This window comes from Roseovarius halophilus (ex Wu et al. 2025), from assembly GCF_047086965.1.
Map to the genome: position 1 here is coordinate 1 of NZ_JBKOTX010000131.1, position 16,914 is coordinate 16,914.

At 67.2% G+C, this 16,914-nt stretch carries 13 protein-coding genes and 1 pseudogene; 1 reads left to right on the forward strand and 13 read right to left on the reverse strand.

The genetic code is table 11. The annotated features are described in order from the left end of the window. The 8 genes and pseudogenes from ACH107_RS21870 to ACH107_RS21905 all read right to left on the reverse strand — a co-directional run. Window positions 1–1,258: amidohydrolase family protein (locus ACH107_RS21870; RefSeq protein ID WP_412507611.1), on the reverse strand; the 1,258-nt coding region annotated here is incomplete at its 3' end. Further along, window positions 1,258–2,202 (reverse strand): ABC transporter permease, encoded by a 945-nt coding sequence (locus ACH107_RS21875; RefSeq protein WP_412507612.1) that lies wholly within the window; start codon window positions 2,200–2,202, stop codon window positions 1,258–1,260. The genes ACH107_RS21875 and ACH107_RS21870, both read right to left, overlap by 1 nt. Window positions 2,203–2,206: 4 nt before the next feature. After that, window positions 2,207–3,256 (reverse strand): ABC transporter permease, encoded by a 1,050-nt coding sequence (locus tag ACH107_RS21880; protein ID WP_412507613.1) that lies wholly within the window; start codon window positions 3,254–3,256, stop codon window positions 2,207–2,209. Beyond that, window positions 3,246–4,796, reverse strand: a complete 1,551-nt coding sequence (locus tag ACH107_RS21885; protein WP_412507614.1) for an ABC transporter ATP-binding protein — start codon at window positions 4,794–4,796, stop codon at window positions 3,246–3,248. Before ACH107_RS21885 ends, ACH107_RS21880 begins: the two co-directional genes overlap by 11 nt. Continuing rightward, complete coding sequence (locus ACH107_RS21890; protein WP_412507615.1) at window positions 4,797–5,831, reverse strand: BMP family protein; 1,035 nt, start codon at window positions 5,829–5,831, stop codon at window positions 4,797–4,799. Between the two features lie 222 nt (window positions 5,832–6,053). Next, window positions 6,054–6,789 (reverse strand): annotated as a pseudogene (locus tag ACH107_RS21895) (TRAP transporter large permease subunit); the annotation flags it as partial. A gap of 38 nt (window positions 6,790–6,827) precedes the next feature. Then, window positions 6,828–8,249: an ATP-binding protein gene (locus tag ACH107_RS21900; protein ID WP_412507616.1), complete on the reverse strand. Its 1,422-nt coding sequence runs from the start codon at window positions 8,247–8,249 to the stop codon at window positions 6,828–6,830. Window positions 8,250–8,638: 389 nt separating this feature from the next. Continuing rightward, entirely contained in the window at window positions 8,639–9,205 is a 567-nt protein-coding gene (locus ACH107_RS21905) for a YqgE/AlgH family protein (protein WP_412507617.1), read from the reverse strand. A gap of 139 nt (window positions 9,206–9,344) precedes the next feature. Here ACH107_RS21905 and ACH107_RS21910 point away from each other — a divergent pair, with 139 nt between their 5' ends. Next, window positions 9,345–10,151 carry a protein-disulfide reductase DsbD domain-containing protein gene (locus ACH107_RS21910; protein WP_412507618.1) on the forward strand — a complete coding sequence of 269 codons (807 nt, stop codon included), beginning with the start codon at window positions 9,345–9,347 and terminating at the stop codon, window positions 10,149–10,151. Here ACH107_RS21910 and ACH107_RS21915 read toward each other — a convergent pair. From ACH107_RS21915 to ACH107_RS21935, 5 genes are all read right to left on the reverse strand, one after another. Next, entirely contained in the window at window positions 10,130–13,543 is a 3,414-nt protein-coding gene (locus ACH107_RS21915; RefSeq protein WP_412507619.1) for an efflux RND transporter permease subunit, read from the reverse strand. The two genes, ACH107_RS21910 and ACH107_RS21915, sit on opposite strands and share 22 nt — an antisense overlap. 5 nt (window positions 13,544–13,548) lie before the next feature. After that, the gene (locus ACH107_RS21920) at window positions 13,549–15,018 is read right to left on the reverse strand and encodes an efflux RND transporter periplasmic adaptor subunit (protein ID WP_412507620.1); all 1,470 of its coding nucleotides are present in this window, start codon (window positions 15,016–15,018) and stop codon (window positions 13,549–13,551) included. A gap of 94 nt (window positions 15,019–15,112) precedes the next feature. Next, window positions 15,113–15,655 (reverse strand): molybdenum cofactor biosynthesis protein B, encoded by a 543-nt coding sequence (gene moaB, locus ACH107_RS21925; protein WP_412507621.1) that lies wholly within the window; start codon window positions 15,653–15,655, stop codon window positions 15,113–15,115. Window positions 15,656–15,678: 23 nt separating this feature from the next. After that, on the reverse strand, window positions 15,679–16,272 hold the full coding sequence (locus ACH107_RS21930; RefSeq protein WP_412507622.1) for a metallophosphoesterase family protein: 594 nt from the start codon (window positions 16,270–16,272) through the stop codon (window positions 15,679–15,681). Continuing rightward, the coding region (locus ACH107_RS21935) for a uracil-DNA glycosylase (protein ID WP_412507623.1) at window positions 16,269–16,914 on the reverse strand (646 nt) is incomplete at its 5' end. The genes ACH107_RS21930 and ACH107_RS21935, both read right to left, overlap by 4 nt.

Consider the following 16,914-nt stretch of genomic DNA (forward strand, 5'->3'; position numbering starts at 1 on the left):
GGCGGATGCTGCCGGGGCGGCCGGGCAGCGACAGCGTGGCATCGCCGCGCGGCGTGGTGCTGATGACCCGGCCCTTCGAGACGACGGCAAGGCGCGCGGGGCGCAGGCGGACAGCCTCGACCGGGTCGGCGGCGTCGAGCACCACGAGCGAGGCGTGTCGGCCCACCTCGAGCCCGTAACCGGCCAGCCCGAGGATGCGGGCATTGTCCGTCGTCACCATGTCGAAGCAGCGCCGCATGTCCTGCGGCGAGGACATCTGCGCCACGTGCAGCCCCATGAAGGCCACGTCGAGCATGTCGGCGGTTCCCAGTGAATACCACGGGTCACGGACGCAATCCTGCCCCCAGCCCACGGTGATGCCTTGCGCCTGCATCTCCTTGACACGGGTGAGGCCGCGGCGCTTGGGGAAACTGTCATGCCGGCCCTGCAGCATGATGTTGATGAGCGGATTGGGGATGGCGGCCAGCCCCGCCTCGGCCATCAGGGGCAGGAGCTTGGACACGTAGTAATTGTCCATGGAGTGCATGGAGGTCAGGTGGCTGCCCGCCACGCGGCCCTGAAGCCCGAGGCGGTGCGCCTCGTAGGCGAGGGTTTCGACATGGCGCGACATAGGATCGTCCGTTTCGTCGCAATGCATGTCGACCATGAGCCCGCGATCGGCGGCGATCTCGCACAGTTCGCGGATCGAGGCGGCGCCGTCGGCCATGCTGCGTTCGAAATGCGGGATGCCGCCCACCACGTCCACGCCCATGTCGAGCGCGCGCAGCGTGTTGTCCCGCGCCGTCGGGTCGCGATAGAACCCGTCCTGCGGGAAGGCGACGAGCTGCAGGTCGATATGGCCTTTCACCCTGTCGCGCACGTCGAGCATCGCCTCGACGCCCTTGAGTCTGTCGTCGCAGGTATCCACGTGGCTGCGGATGCTCAGCAGGCCCATCGACGCGGCCCAGTCGCAATAGGTCAGTGCGCGGTCGATCATGTCGTCCTGCGTGACCACCTGCTTGAGTTCGCCCCACAGGCCGATCCCTTCGAGCAGGGTGCCCGAGGCATTGAGCCGCGGCAGCCCGTAGGAAAGCGTGGCGTCGAGGTGGAAATGCGGATCGACGAACGGGGGCGCGACGAGATCGCCGGTGGCGTCGATCACGTGGCCCGCCTGTGCCGCGTCCAGCGTGTCGATGGCGGTGATCCGGTCGCCCGTGATGCCGATATCGGCGATGCGTCCGTCGGGCAGGGTGCCCCCCTTGACGAGAAGGTCGAACATCAGCGTTCCCCCTTGTTGAAGGGCACCATGAGCGCCGCCGGCACCTCGGCCCGGCGAGACATGACGATCAGGGCCAGGATTGACAGGAAATAGGGCATCATCAGGAAGACCTGGTACGGGATGTCGGCCCCGATCGGCGTTTGCTGGATACGGATTTGCAGCGCGTCGAAGGCGGCGAAAAGGATCGCGCCCAGAAGCGCCTTGCCCGGTTTCCACGCGCCGAACACCACCAGCGCGATGCAGATCCAGCCGCGCCCGTTGACCATCTCGAAGAAGAAACTGTCGAAGGCGGACATGGTCAGGAAGGCGCCGCCGACGCCCATCAGCCCGCTGCCCACGGTCACCGCCCCCATGCGGATTGCCGTGACGGACAGCCCCTGCGCCGCGACGGCCGACGGGTTTTCGCCTGCCGCCCGCAAGGCCAGCCCGAGCGGCGTGCGGTAGAGCGTGTAGGCGACGACCCCCACGAGAATGAAGGCGAGATAGGTCAGCGGCGTTTGCGCGAAAAGCGCCGGGCCGATCAGCGGCAGATCGGACAGGAGCGGGATTTCGTAGGGCTGGAAGGCGTCGATCTTGGGCGGGCTGGTGACTTCGGGCAGGGCGAGCCGATAGGCGAAATAGGTGCTGGACGTGGCCAGCAGCGTCACGCCCAGCCCCACCACGTGCTGCGACAGGCCGAAGGGCACCGTGAGGGTGGAATGGACGAGCCCGAACAGCATCCCGACCACCATCGCCACGGCCACGCCCGGCCACAGCCCGGCCCCTGAGTAGACGGCCATCCAGCCGGCGAAGGCGCCGGCGACCATGATCCCCTCGATCCCGAGGTTCAGAACGCCCGCGCGTTCGCAGATGAGTTCGCCGAGCGTGGCAAAGATCAGCGGGCTGGCAATGCGGATCGCCGCTGTCCAGAAGCTGGCGGAAAGCAGGATTTCGAACAGGTCCATGGCGTTACTCCCTCACGACGCGGAACCGGGTGAGAAGGATCGCCAGCACCATCAGCAACAGCGCCGTGGCCAGCATGATATCGGCAAGGTAGGACGGCACGTCGACGGCGCGGCTCATGCTGTCGGCACCCACGAAGATCCCCGCGATGAACAGCGCGGCGGCGACCACCGCCAGCGGGTTGAGAAGCGCGACCATGGCCACGATGATGCCCGTGTAGCCGAAGCCGGGGCTGAGATCGAGCGTCAGGTTGCCCTTGAGGCCCGAAACCTCGGAAAACCCGGCAAGCGCCGCGAGCCCGCCGGACAGCAGCGCCGTCTTGATGAGCACGGCGTTGACCGGGATGCCCGCGAAGGCGGCGGCGTCGCGGTTGAGCCCGACGGCGCGCATTTCGTAGCCCAGTGTCGTGCGGTGCTGGATCACCCAGACCACCACCGCCGAGATCAGCGCCAGCGCGAAGCCCCAGTGCAGGCGCAGCCCCTCGACGATGCGGGGCAGGCGCGCCTCGGGTATCAGCCGCTCGGACTTGGGCCAGCCCATGCCCATCGGGTCCTTCAGCGGCCCTTCGAGCAGCATGGAGATGAAGAGCAGGAAGATGAAGTTGAAAAGCAGCGTCGTTACCACCTCGTCCACGCCGAACCTGACCTTGAGCAATGCGGGAACAAGCAGCACCACGGCGCCTGCCAGCATCGAGCAGACGGCAAGCGCCGGAAGCAGCGCAAGGCCGGACCACTGCAACGCGCCGGTGCCCAGCAGAACGGTGACGAGCGCCCCGGCGTATAGCTGCGCCTCGGCGCCGATGTTCCACAGCCGGGCGCGGAAGGCGACGGCCACCGAAAGCCCCGTGAAGATGAGCGGCGTGGCGCGGTTGAGCGTTTCCAGCGCCGCGAACTGCGAGCCGGCCGCGCCCTTGAGGATCAGCCCGAGCACCGCGAAGGGATTGGCGCCCGCCATCATCGCCAGCAGCGAGGCGATCACGATGGTGGCCGCGATGGCGATGGCCGGGGGCAGGGCCGTGCGGCCGAGCGACGGGTTGGCGATGGGCTCAAGACGCATGGGCGATCCCTTTCTCGAACCCTTCGCCCGTCATCCAGATGCCCAGTTCGGCCGGTGACATGCTGCCGCGTTCGAACCCGGGCGAGAGCCGGCCCTCGGAGATGACATGGATCACGTCGGACAGCGCCATGATCTCATCGAGATCTTCCGATATCAGCAGCACCGCCGCGCCGCGATCACGGGCATCCATGAGTTGCGCGTGAACGTAGTTGACCGCCCCGATGTCGAGCCCGCGAACCGGCTGGTTGGCAAGGATGATCCGCGGCCCGGCTTCCAGCACGCGGCCGAGGATGAGCTTCTGCATGTTGCCGCCTGACAGCAGGCGGATGCGCGTGGCCGGGCCGGGGCAGCGCACGTCGTAGGTGTCGATCACATGTCGGGTGAAGGCGTCGGCGCGGGGCCAGTTCATCCAGCCCCGGCGGCTCATCGGGGGCTGGTGGTAGGTTTCCATGATGGCGTTCTCGGTCAGGGTGAAATCGGCGATGGTGCCGGTCTTGTGCCGGTCCTCGGGGATGCGGGCGATGCCGGAATGGACCGCCTCGCGCGGGGTCCAGTTCGCCGGATCGGCACCGTCGAGCACCAGCCGCCCGGTGGCGGGCGAGATGCTGCCGCCGATCAGGGCGGCCAGCGCGGCCTGCCCGTTGCCCGACACGCCGGCCAGCCCGGTGATGGTGCCGGCCGTGAGCGCAAGCGACAGCGTTTTCAGCCCCGGTGCATTACCCTGATCGGGCGTGCAGACATCGTGCAGTTGCAGCAGCGGGGCGCCGGGTTTGCCCGGCTCGACCTTGGGGGCCGAAACCTCGGCGCCCACCATGAGCTGCGCGAGGCCGTGCTTGTCGACCTGCGAGATCGGGCGTTCGGCCACCAGTTCGCCGTGCCGCAGGATCAGCACGCGGTCGGAAATCGCCATGACCTCGTGCAGCTTGTGACTGATGAAAACCACCGACAGGCCGAGCGCGACGGCCTTGCGCAGCGTCTCGAACAGGTCGTCCGTTTCCTGCGGGGTCAGCACGGCGGTGGGTTCATCGAGAATGAGGATGCGCGCGTCGCGGTAGAGCGCCTTGAGGATTTCCACGCGCTGCCGTTCGCCGACAGTCAGCGATCCGACGCGCGCGTCCGGGTCCACCGCGAGCCGGAAATCGGCGGCAAGGCGGGTGATCTTGTCGCGGGCCGACGCGTCATCGAAGCGGGGCGAGAACAGCGGCTGCGTGCCGAGCGCGACGTTTTCCAGCACTGTCATGTTGTCGGCCAGCGTGAAATGCTGATGCACCATGCCCACCCCGGCCTCCAGCGCGGCGCGGGGATTGCCCGGCGGCAACGGGCGGCCGAAGACCTCGACCGTGCCCTCGTCGGCAGTGTACTGGCCGAAGAGAATGTTCATCAGCGTCGTCTTGCCCGCGCCGTTCTCGCCCAGAAGGGCGATGACCTCGCCCTCGTGGAGTGACAGGCTGACGGCATTGTTCGCCGTCAGCGCGCCGAAGCGTTTGGTGATGTTGTCGAGGCGCAGGACGACCTGCGCCGTCTCTGCTCCTGCCGGCATTTACGACGACTTGGGTTCTTCGTCGTTGATCTCGACGACGAAGTCGCCCGCCTTGATCTGTTCGCGCCGCTTGTCGACAAGATCCATCGCTTCCTGCGGGACCTTGCCTTCGAACGTGCCAAGCGGCGCCAGCGAACAGCCGCCTGCCTTCATGAAGGAATAGCTGCCGTAATCGGCGGCCTCGAAGCTGCCGTCGCGAACATTGGCGATCGCCGCGTCAAGCGTGGGCTCGAAATGCCAGATGGCCGAGGCAACCACGGTGTCGGGATAATCGCTCTGGGTGTTGATGACGTTGCCGATGGCGAGGATGTCTTTCTCCTTGGCGGCGTCGGACACGCCGAACCGTTCCGCATAGAGCATGTCGGCGCCGTTCTCGATCATGGCGAAGGCGGTTTCCTTGGCCTTGGGCGGGTCGAACCAGGACCCGATGAAGCTGACCTGGAAACCGATATCGGGGTTCATTTCCCGTGCGCCGGCCATGAAGGCGTGCATCAGGCGGTTGACCTCGGGGATCGGGAAGCCGCCGACCATGCCGATATTGGCGGTCTCGGTCATGGCGCCGGCGATGATCCCGGTCAGGTAGGATGCATCCTGAATGTAGTTGTCGAAGACCGCGAAATTGGGCAGTGCCGGATCGTGCTTGAAGCTGGACCCCATCAGGAAGGCGATGTCGGGGTAGTCGGCGGCCACTTCGCGCGCTTCCTGTTCGACGGCGAAGACCTCGCCGATGATGAGCTTGTGGCCCTGCTCGGCATATTCACGCATCACGCGGGCATAGTCGGTATTCGACACGTTTTCCGAGAAGGTGTAGTCGAGGTCGCCGCGCTCTTGCGCGATGCCCGCGGCCTTGTGGATGCGGCTGACCCATTGCTGTTCCACCGGCACGGTGTAGATGCCCGCGCACTTGATCGGCTTGGCGGCCAGCAGGCGTGTCGGCAGGCCGGCCGCGCCGGCCAGAACGGCCCCACCGGCCGTGGTGGCGAGAAAGCTGCGGCGGGAAATTGCGGCGGGAAGATGTGTGCCTTTGCGGTGCATGTCTTTGGTCCTCACTGTTGCGGTTTCTTCTCGTTTTTACCAAACGGTAAAATTTGCCGGGCAAAAATGCCAGAAAAATTGTTCATGCGCCGTGCATAAACCCGTTTGGAAAGCCCGCCCACAGCAAAGTTCATACGTTCTAACAGGAGCTTAAAAGCTGCTCAAATTTCAGGCGGAAACGCGGCAAGGCGGCGGTTGCTCCGCCGCCTTGCGCCGCACGGCCTATTGGGTCACGATCTCTGGGCCCATGAACGTGTTGGGCAGGACAGTGCTGATCCACGGTACATACGTCACGAGAATCAGGAAGACGAAGAGCACCGCGAGGAAGGGCAGGGCGGCGCGCACCACCTGCATCATCGGCATGCCGGCCACGCCCGACGTGACAAAGAGGTTGAGCCCGACCGGCGGCGTGATCATCCCGATTTCCATGTTCACCACCATGATTATCCCGAGGTGGATGGGATCGATGCCCAGTTCCATCGCGATCGGGAAGACCAGCGGCGCGACGATGACCAAAAGGCCCTAGGGTTCCATGAACTGCCCGCCGATCAGCAGGATCACGTTCACCACCACGAGGAACATCACCGGCCCGAGCCCGGCCTGAAGCATGGCGGTGGCGATCTGCTGCGGGATCTGTTCGTCGGTCAGCACGTGCTTGAGGATGAGCGCGTTGGCGATCACGAAAAGCAGCGTCACGGTCAGCTTGCCGGCTTCGAAGAGGGTCTGCCGGGTATCAGCGTGGAAAAACGCGGTCAGGAGCGCCTGCGGCTTGCGCAGGAGGCTGCTGTTGCGCGCCCCGTCCTGACTGGCCAGTGGCCCCATGTCCTTGTAGACGAAGCAGGCGATGAAGAAGGCATAGACGGCCGCCACGGCCGCGGCTTCGGTCGGGGTGAAGATGCCGCCGTATATGCCGCCGAGGATGATCACGATCAGGAACAGGCCCCCACGCGGCCTCGCGCACGGGTCTGTCATCATCCACGACGAGAACCTGACGGATCATGCGGCGCTGTCCCTTGTCCATGGTTCGAGTTCGACCGAGAATTCCGCGCCGCTGCCGGTGTTCGCGCCGCGAATGTTGCCGCCGAAACTCTGCACCAACCCGTAGGAGATGGAAAGGCCGAGGCCCATGCCTTCGCTGCTTCCCACCTGTTTCGTGCTGTAGAAAGGGTCGAAGATCCGTTCGGGCGATTCGATGCCCGGGCCGGTGTCGCGCACCCGGACGATGACGGGCGCGCGGGGTTCGACGGTGATTTCCAGATGTTTTTCGGCGCTGTCCTGCATCGCATCCGCGGCATTCGTGACAAGGTTGACCAGCACCTGTTCAAGCCGTACCTCGCCGCCGTGGACCAGAACCGGGGATTGCGGGGGTGTCCACTGCCCTGTCACCCCCTCTTGCCGCAGCTTGGCCTCGGTCAGTTCCAGCGCCGCATTGATGACCCTGACGATGTCGACCCGGCTCATCGGTTCGTTCTCGTTGCGCACGAATGCCCGCAGGTTCCGGATGATGCGGCTCATCCGGTGTGCCATGTCCTCGATGCGGCCGAGGTTCTCGGCGGTCTTGCCGGGTTCGCCCCTGTCCTGAAACGCGCGGGCATTGGTCGTGAATTGCTGGATGGCCATCAGCGGCTGGTTGAGTTCGTGGCTGATACCGGCACTAAGCTGCCCGAGCGCGCTGAGCTTCCCGGCCTGGACCAGATCGGCCTGCGCGCGCTTCAGCGCGGTCTCGGCCTCCTGCCGCTCGTGGATTTCACGGCGCAGGGCCTCGTTGGTCCGGGTCAGGGTCGTGGTGCGCTCGGCCACGCGCTTCTCGAGGTCGGCATTCGCCCGGGCCAGCGTCCGGCGGCGTTCCTGCACGACATGCAGCAGGGTGCCAAGCAGCAGAAGCGCGGTGCCCACCGCCCCGGCCTGCAGCCACGCGATCTGGCGCGCGGGCGCGGTATCGACCAGCGCCTCGCCGGTCATGCCGATATGCGGCCGTGTCCGGGTCAGCCGCAGCGCGGTCCCCGGCAGGTACGGCCCGAGGTCAAGGTGCCAGATCTCGTGCGGGCCGATATCGCTCTGGCGGAATTGCACCTCGCGGCCGTCGCCATGCACGAGGGACGATTCGCCGGGCGGGTGCGTCCAGCCCAGAAGTTCGGATCGGTTCGACATGAAGATGCGGTTGGAATCGTCCAGCAGCAGGATCGCGGTGGACCCGCCGCGCCAGCCGATCTCGATGTTCTCGGCGTCGGCCTCGACCAGCATAACCGCCTGTATCTTGCCGGTCGCGTCGAAAGACGGGGCGGCGAACATGAACAGGCGCCGCCCGCTTTCGGGATCGGTGCCGTGGCCCGCGCCGAGCGCGCCGTTCGTGGCGCGCCGGAAATAATCGGTCTTTTGCAGGTCGTGCGGCGGCGTGTCGTGGGACCCGGCCAGCACTTGCCCCGGGGGCCACGAAATAGATTGCTGCCGCGCCGGTTCGGTCGGCGGCCGTCAGCAGGAGCGCGTCCGCCCGGGCCGTTCTGCCCGCGCCCCGGGCAAGCGGCGTCAGCGCCGGATGCTCGGCCAGCAGGACGGCCTTGTCCCGGTAGCGCTGCAATTCGGATGCCAGCCCGTCGAGCACGAGCGCCACCTCGGCCATGCCGCGCTGCGACAGCTGTTGAAGATGTTGCAGGTATCCATAGCGCCACACCCCGCCCGACGCGATCAGGACGAGGGCCAGCATCGGCAGGAGGAACAGCAAGGATGCTCGGTCACGCGGCCACATCTGCCAAGGATATCAGCGGCGCGGACGGGTTGACCAGCGCGAGCGTCGGGCAAACGCGCCGTCAGGCGTGCCCGGCATCGGCCGACAGGGCCAGCGCGTTGATCCCGAGCTTGCCAAGCGCGCCTTCCCACTTGGCAGTGTCGGACATGTCGAACACGAGCTGCTTGTCCGCGTCGCAGAGAAGCCAGCCGTTCTGCGCGATTTCGTCCTCGAGCTGTCCCGGCCCCCAGCCGGCATAGCCAAGCGCCATGATCACGTTGCCCGGCCCGCGCCCGCCCGCGATATCCTCGAGGATGTCGAGCGTGGCGGTCATCGCGAAATCGTCGTTCACGTCCAGCGTCGAGATGGAGGAATGGTAGCCGAAATCATGCAGGACGAAGCCGCGCGCGTTCTCGACCGGGCCACCGTAATGCACGGGCATCTCGCCGGCGTCGCCGCCGGCGGTGATCGAGAGTTGTTCCAGCAGGTCCTTCAGGCGCAAGTCGTTTGCGGGCTTGTTGATCACCAGCCCCATGGAACCTTCCTCGGAGTGCGCGCAGATGAACACGACCGAGTGTGCGAAACGCGGATCGCCCATGCCGGGCATGGCGATCAGGAGTTTGCCGTTAAGGTCGATATCCTCGGACACGTGCATCTCGCTCCAATCCGTTCACCAGTCGAGAATGGGGGCGCCGCGGGCTCTGTGCAAGCGCTCGTTGTCACACTGCGACATATTTCTCGCCTGAATGTGAATTGGTTTTGGGTCGGCGATGGTCCATCTGGGGGGGATGAAAAGCAAGTTTCGATATGTCGTCGCGATCATGGCGTTCGCGGCTACCACGGCAATCGCGCAGGATCAGCCGGACGTGCTGGACGCGCAAATACTGACCGGCTGGCGGGGCGCCGACGGCAACCATGTCGCCGGTCTTCATATCACGCTGCGCGACGGGTGGAAGACGTACTGGCGCGCCCCCGGCGAGGCCGGGATACCGCCCCGCTTCGACTGGGGCCGGTCCCGTAATCTTGAGCGCGTCGAGATCACCTGGCCCGCGCCGAAACCGATTGAGGACAGCGGGTATACTTCCATCGGGTATGACCGGTCGGTCGTGTTTCCGCTGACGGTATCGCCGCAGCAGCCGGGCCGCCCGGTCGAGCTGTCGGGGCACCTGCAGCTTGGCGTTTGCAAGGATATCTGCGTGCCGGTGGAAATCGATGTGTCGGGCCACCTGCCGCCCGGGCAGAGCGCCCCCGATTCCCGTATCGTCGCGGCGCTGGCGGAACGCCCGTTCAGCGCGGCCGAGGCCGGGGTGGGCCGCGTGGCCTGCCGCGTTTCACCGATCGAGGGGGGGATGCAATTGCGTGCGCAGGTGGACATGCCCGCGCTTGGCGGCAGGGAACTGGCGGTGATCGAAGCCGGCGACCCGGCGATCTGGGTGGCGCGTCCGGAAACGTCACGCTCCGGCGGGCGACTGGTGGCGCAAACCGAGCTTTACCACGTGGAAGGCCGCGCCTTCGCGCTCGACCGCTCGAAACTGCGCATCACGGTTCTGGGCAACGGCAAGGCGGTTGATATTCAGGGCTGCGCCGCCCGCTGAGCGCGACGCCGGACGGCATGCGCCGTGGCCAGCACAAGGTAGAGCAGCAGGCACAGCAAGGCCGCCCCGGCCATGAACAAGGCCAGCGCAGATGCCAGAGGTGACAGCCCCGCCGCCGCGTCCGGCAGGATCGCGGTGATCAGGGCCGGCAGACCGCCCGTTGCAGCGGCATGTCCCACGGTAACGCCGAGCCATGCGAGGATCATCGCCAGCCCCGCGAGGAAAGCCAGGCGCACCGACCGCGCCCGGAACCCGAGCGCCCGCCGCAGCGCGGCGCCCTGACGGTGCAGATCATGCTGAACCGCGATCAGCGCGGGCACCACGAGCAGCACCAGCAACATCCCGAAACCCAGCCCGTAGACCAGCGTGATGACCGTGGGCTTCAGGAACTGCGCCTGCTGCGAGCGTTCGAACAGCAGCGGCGTGAGGCCCAGCACCGTCGTCAGCGTGGTCAGCAGCACCGGCCGGAGCCGGTCGGCCGCCCCGTCGATGATCGAGGGGATCAGCCCGCGCTCGCGCGCGTGTTCGTCGATGGTCGTGACCAGCACGATGGAATCATTGACGATGATCCCGGTCATCCCCAGCAGACCGACCACCGTGAACATGCTGAGCGGGACGTCCCAGTGCCAGTGGCCGAAGATCGTGCCGACAAGCCCGAAAGGAATGATCGACATGACGACCAGCGGGCGCGACCAGCTGGCAAAGACCCATGTCAGCACGAGGTATATGCCCAGAAGCGTCAGCATCAGGCCCAAACGGGCATCGGCAAGGAATTCGTCCTCCTGTTCGGACAGGCCCGAAAGCCGCCATTCGACCTGGTGCTTGCCCGCCACGCGCGGCAGGATCTCGGTTTCGAGACTGGTCATGATCTCCTCGGCGCGGGCCGGGTCGTCCTCGGAGATGTCGCCGGTCACGTTGATGAGCCGGACCCCGTTTTCGCGGCGCACGGTGGAGAAGCCGGCGCGCTGGTCGACGCTGACGATGTCGGCCAGCAGCACGTATTCCCCGCTGGGCGAGCGCAGATGCATCCGTTGCAGGAAATCGGCGGTCAGTTCGGTTTCGGGCAGTTCCACCCGGATCTCGGCGCTGCGCGGGCCGAGCGGATAGGTGGCGGCCTCGATCCCGTTGAGGCGGTGGCGCAGGGTGCGGCCGAGGGAGTCGACCGTGAAGCCGAGCGCCTTGCCCTGCGGCGTGAGTTCTAGAATCAACTCGTCCTTGTCGTAAGCGAGGTTGTCCTGCACGCCCGAAACCTCGGGAAAGCGCGAGAGGTTCTGTTGCAGGTCAAGCGAGGCCGCCTTGAGCGTTTCGGCGGTTGCGCCGAAGAATTCCACGTCCAGCGCGTCGCCGCCCGGGCCCGAGCGCCAGCCGCGGAAGCTGACGGTTTCGGCAAGGGGGTGGCGTTGCACCCGGTCCTGAAGGTCGGCCACGAAGGCGAAGCTGGAATAGGGGCGCAGGTCGGCGTCGATCAGCTCGATCGAGATGCCGCCCAGCTGGTCGGGTTCCTTGGTGTCGGCCCCGGCAAGACCGAAGCCCGCGTTCCCGCCCACCTGTGCCATCACGTAATCGAGCGGGTTGCGCCCGTGCCGCTCGGCGTATTCGGCGCCCAGCTCCTCGGTGGCGCGCTGCATCTCGCGCATCATTTCCAGCGAATCGGCCCGGGTGGCCCCGGGCGCCATGGCGAAATTGCCGGTGATGCTGCCGCGCTCTGGCGCGTTGAAGAAACGCCATGTCACGTCGCCGCGAACGAAAAGTGCGGCCTGCGTGGCAAGGACCAACACAGTACCCGCCAACACCGCGTAGCGGGCCCGGATGACCAGCGACATGAAAGGCCGGAAAAGGGTTTCACGCACCCACACGAACCCGCGGTTCACCACGCGGCTCGGCGCGTCGTACCAGTGCCGCCGCCCGGCATGGGCCAGTGCACGCGACATGTGATGTGGCAGGATGAGAAAGCACTCCACGAGGCTTGCCGCAAGCACCACGATCACGGTGAACGGGATGTCGATGATCAGGTCCCCGAAGCGCCCGCCGACGAAGGTGAGCCCGAAAAACGCGACAAGCGTCGTCAGCGTGGCCGAGAAAACCGGCAACGCCATGCGCTGCGCGGCGCGTTCGGCCGCCATAACGGCGCCTTCGCCGTACTTGCGGACCCGCGCGTCGGCGTGTTCGCCGACCACGATGGCGTCGTCCACGACGATGCCCAGCGTGATGATGAGCGCGAAGAGCGAGACCATGTTGATCGTCAGCCCCGCCGCGTACATCAGCGCAACCGCCGCCAGCATCGCGACGGGTATGCCCGCGGCCACCCAGAAGGCCGTGCGCGTGTTGAGGAACAGGAACAGCAGCCCAACGACGAATGCAAGGCCCATGAGCCCGTTGTCCAGAAGGGTGTTCAGCCGGCTCGAAATCGCGTCCGAGCGGGTGCGGATCAGCTCGATCGTCACGCCCTCGGGCAGGGTGCCGGTCATTTCCGCGGCGACCTCGGCGGTGGTCCGCTGGATCTCCAGCGCGTCGCCTCGGGCGGACCTGTCGACCCGGATCGACATCGCCGGATCCGCGCCCACGTAATAGGCCAGTTCGCGCGCCACGCCCTCGACCCGGATATCGGCCACGTCGCCGATCGTCAGGTTCGTCCCGTCGGGGGCAGAGCGCAGGACGATCCCGGCGATCTGGTCGGGGTCGCGTTTCTCGGTTCCGGTCCGAACGCGGGTGCTGCCGCCCGTCACGTCGCCCGCCGGGTCGGCATCCACCTCGGCCGCGATGGCGCCGGAAATCTCGGCCATGGTCAAGTCATGCGCGATCAGGTTGGCCGATGGCACCTCGATCAGGGTTTCGGGCGCGGCGACGCCCTGCACGGTGGTGCGGGTGACGCCCGCCTCGAACAGCCGGATGACCAGTTCATCGGCAAAGCCGGCCAGTTGTTCGGTCCCCACCGGGCCGGTGAGCACGATATCGGTGACGCGGTCGCGCCACGCGCTGCGGCGGACTTCGGGTTCCTCGGCCTCCTCGGGCAGCGTGGTGACGGTATCGACCGCCGCCTGCACCTCGTCGGCGGCCCGGCCCATGTCCCAGCCCGGTTCGAACTCCAGCATGATGCTGCCACGGTTCTCTCGGCTTGTGGATTCGCTGCCGTCCACGCCCTCGACCGAAAGCAGCACCGGTTCGAGCACCTGGACGATGGCGTTATCCACGTCCTCGGCGCTGGCGCCCTCCCAGAAGACCGAGACGGACAGGGTTTCGAGCACGACATCGGGGAAGAACTGCGCGCGCATCCGGGGCGCGGCGGCGAGGCCCAGCACGATCAGCGTCACCAGCAGCAGGTTCGCCGCCGTGCGGTGGCGGGTGAAGTAGGACAGCAGGCCCGTTGCCCGTTGCGGAAGCGCGCGCGCCATCGGCCTCAGCCGTCCATCCGGCCTTCGAGCCGGCGCACGGTGCGGGCGGGCACGCGGGATTTCTCGAGCTGGGCCACGAGGCGCAGCTTGGCCGCCTCGGTCAGGTCGGGGTCAGCCTGCACGAGGCCGATGAGGCGGGCGCGCCGGCTGGCGCTGAGTTCGATCATGTCGTTCGGGTCGGCGCCGCTTTCCGCCGATCCGTTGTCACGACGCTCCAGCGGGCGCACCTTGATGCCCTCGCCCAGAAGGGGGGTGCGTTGCGCCACCACGTCGCGCCCGTCAAGTGCCGCGGCCCGCACGAGGATGTGGTCGCCCTGCCGTCGCAGCAAGGTAACGGCCTGTGCGACAAGCCGGTTGTCGTCGTCGAGTACCAGCACCGCGTCATCGGCGCCAAGCGCCTGAGCGGGCAGGCGGATCACGTTGTCCAGCGGTGGCTCCTCGATCCTGACGGTGACGAAATCGCCCGGCTTGAAGCCGGCCGCCGTGTCCAGCCGGGCGAAGACGCGCCGCCCCGTCTGGCCGTCGCCCACGGCGGCGCTGTCACGGCTGACGCGTCCCTCGGCCGCGAGATCGAGACCGAAGACGTCGAGCGTGGCGGTCACCGGCGCCTCGCGCAGCCGGCCGTCGCCGTCCAGCAGCCGGGCATATTGCGCGGTCGAGACGCGGAAGGCCACTTCGAGCGCGGTGCCGTCCACCAGATGCGCCATTTGTTCGTTCTGCGACACGACCCCGCCCTCGACCACCGAGACGTCGCTGAGGATGCCGGAGAAGCCCGCGCGGATCTCGGTGTCGTCAAGCCGCCTTTGCGCCTCGTCGCGCGCGATCTCGGCGCGGGCGAGCCGGGTCGCGGCCTGATCGACCCGGGCTTCCGCCCGTGCCAGCGCCTGTCGGCTGGCCAGAACCGCCTGCCGGGCCTGCGCCGCGGCAAGCTCGGCCGTTTCGACCGTGGCGGCGGTGCCGACGCCGCGGTCTTCCAGATCGCGCTGGCGCTGGAAGGCGCGTTCACGCAGCGCGGCCTGTTCGCGGGAGGCGGCCAGTTCGTCGCGGGCAAGGATCAGGGCGCGGTCGGCCTCGCGCTGTTCGGCGCGGGCATCCATCAGGTCGGTCTCGGCGCGGTCCAGCGCGGCCTGCGCGTCGGCCGGGTCGATCCGTGCCAGACGCTGGCCGGCCCGAACCTCGCCCCCTTCCTCGAAATTCGCGGCAAGATCGACGATGGTGCCCCCGGTCTTGGCGCGGATTTCGAGGGTGCGGCGGCTCTGGACCTCGCCGAAGGTGCGCAGGACGGGGGTGATCGTGGCCTCGTTGGCCCGCACGACGTTGACCGCGAAGACCCTTTCGCGGCGTTCCGGGGTTGGCGGCTGGCGCGTCATGCGCTCCTGAACGGCCTCGAACAGGATCGTGCCGCCGTAGGCGAGCATCCCGAGCGTGACCGCCAGAAGCAGCAGGCCGATTAGGCTGTGACGCAGAAAACGCATGTGGTCCGAACCCTTGCACATGTCCGCATGCGGACCAAGGAGATGTAAGGTCGCGCCGCCAATTGCCAAGCGCCGGGTGATGCGGACAGCGCGGTTATTTCCTGCGCCGGTCCTCGGTGAGGCGCGGCAGGATCTCGACGAAGTTGCAGGGCCGGTGGCGGTAATCGAGTTGATGGGCGAGTATCTCGTCCCACGCGTCCTTGCAGGCGCCGGGGCTGCCGGGCAGGGCGAAAAGGTAGGTGCCGTTGGCCACGCCGCCCGTCGCGCGGGACTGGATGGCGGAGGTGCCGATCTTCTGCATCGAGATCATCGTGAAGACCGTGCCGAAGGCGTCGATTTCCTTTTCGTAGACGTCGCGGTGCGCCTCCACGGTGACGTCACGGCCGGTCAGGCCGGTGCCCCCGGTGGAAATGACCACGTCCACGCCCGGATCGGCCACCCATTCGCGAAGCTGGCCGGTTATCTGGTCGCGTTCGTCGCGCACGACCATGCGGTCGGCCAGAACGTGGCCCGCCGCCTCGGCCCGGTCAACCAGAACCGTGCCGGAGCGGTCCTGTTCGATGTCGCGCGTGTCGCTGATCGTCAGGACGGCGATGCGGACCGGGATGAATTCCATGCTTTCGTCGATGCGGGACATATCACCAAGCCTTTAATATGGGGTTAAAGTTCGAACCATGTCGGGGCGGGGCCGAGGTTGACGACGCGGGTGGGGCCGATGTGGCCCTCGCGGCCCCAGCTGTCATGGACGTGGCCGCACAGGGCAAGGCGCGGTTGCAGGCGTTCGATGGCGGCCAGTATGGCGGTCGAGCCCACGGATTGCCCCCGCGAGGTGACATCCGCCACGCCCCGTGGCGGGGAATGCAGCACGAGGATGTCGGCCATGTCGCAACTGTCCAGCATCTTGGCGGCCTGTTCTTCGCTCAGGTCGCAGGACCACGCGCCGAACGGCGTGGTCGGCACGCCGTAGCCCAACCCGAAAAGCCGCAGCCCGTTCACCCGTGTTCCGCTCCCGTGCAGGACGGTGGCGTTGCCCGGCGCGGCGGCGCGCAGTTCATCGGCGCTTTCGGCGTTGCCGGGCACGAGCACCATCGGTGCCGCGATGCCCGACAGCAGCGCCATCGCATCCTTCAGCCCGCGCCGCATGTTGCAGAAATCGCCCGCCCCGATCACGAGGTCGGCCGCGCCGCTGGCCGAGACAAGCGTGGCCGCGCGGGCGGCGTCCCCGTGGAGGTCTGAAAACGCCATGATTTTCATGAACCTGTCCTCAGCCGCGCTTGCAGTTCCAGCAGGTCGGCCCATGCGTCGCGCTTGGCATGCGGCTTGCGCAGCAGGAACGCGGGATGGAACATGGGCAGCGCGGGTTTGCCATAGGCCTCGGCCCACTGGCCGCGCAGGCGGGTGATGCCGCGTTGGCCAAGGCCGGCCTGACAGCTTATATTGCCCATCAGCACCACGATATCAGGATCCGCCAGCGCCACGTGCCGCTGCATGAAGGGCACCATCATGGCGATTTCCTGCGGGTTCGGATCGCGGTTGCTTGGCGGTCGCCAAGGCAGGATGTTGGAAATATAGACAGCCTTTTCAGCGTCCTGCGCGGTACGGTCGTGCCCGATGGCGGCGAGCATCCGGTCCAGCAGCCGGCCCGCGCGCCCGACGAAGGGTTTGCCCTGCATGTCCTCGTCGCGGCCCGGCGCCTCCCCGATGATCATCAGGCGTGCGGCGGGGTGTCCATCGGCGAAGACGGTGTTGCGCGCCCCGCGCTTGAGCTCGCACAGCTCGAACCCCGAGAGCGCGGCCTGCAGGTTGTCCAGATCGCGGGCCGCGTTGGCGGCGTCGCGCGCCACGGCGACCGGGTCCGTTTCCTGTTGCGGCGCGGGGGAGGTGGCCGGCCCGGGC

Excerpts from the sequence above, each read along its gene's own strand:
- ACH107_RS21910 (WP_412507618.1), top strand. The coding sequence starts at position 9,345 with ATGAAAAGCAAGTTTCGATATGTCGTCGCGATCATGGCGTTCGCGGCT.
- moaB (WP_412507621.1), bottom strand. The coding sequence starts at position 15,655 with ATGTCCCGCATCGACGAAAGCATGGAATTCATCCCGGTCCGCATCGCC.
- ACH107_RS21890 (WP_412507615.1), bottom strand. The coding sequence starts at position 5,831 with ATGCACCGCAAAGGCACACATCTTCCCGCCGCAATTTCCCGCCGCAGC.
- ACH107_RS21880 (WP_412507613.1), bottom strand. The coding sequence starts at position 3,256 with ATGCGTCTTGAGCCCATCGCCAACCCGTCGCTCGGCCGCACGGCCCTG.
- ACH107_RS21915 (WP_412507619.1), bottom strand. The coding sequence starts at position 13,543 with ATGGCGCGCGCGCTTCCGCAACGGGCAACGGGCCTGCTGTCCTACTTC.
- ACH107_RS21930 (WP_412507622.1), bottom strand. The coding sequence starts at position 16,272 with ATGAAAATCATGGCGTTTTCAGACCTCCACGGGGACGCCGCCCGCGCG.
- ACH107_RS21875 (WP_412507612.1), bottom strand. The coding sequence starts at position 2,202 with ATGGACCTGTTCGAAATCCTGCTTTCCGCCAGCTTCTGGACAGCGGCG.
- ACH107_RS21885 (WP_412507614.1), bottom strand. The coding sequence starts at position 4,796 with ATGCCGGCAGGAGCAGAGACGGCGCAGGTCGTCCTGCGCCTCGACAAC.
- ACH107_RS21920 (WP_412507620.1), bottom strand. The coding sequence starts at position 15,018 with ATGCGTTTTCTGCGTCACAGCCTAATCGGCCTGCTGCTTCTGGCGGTC.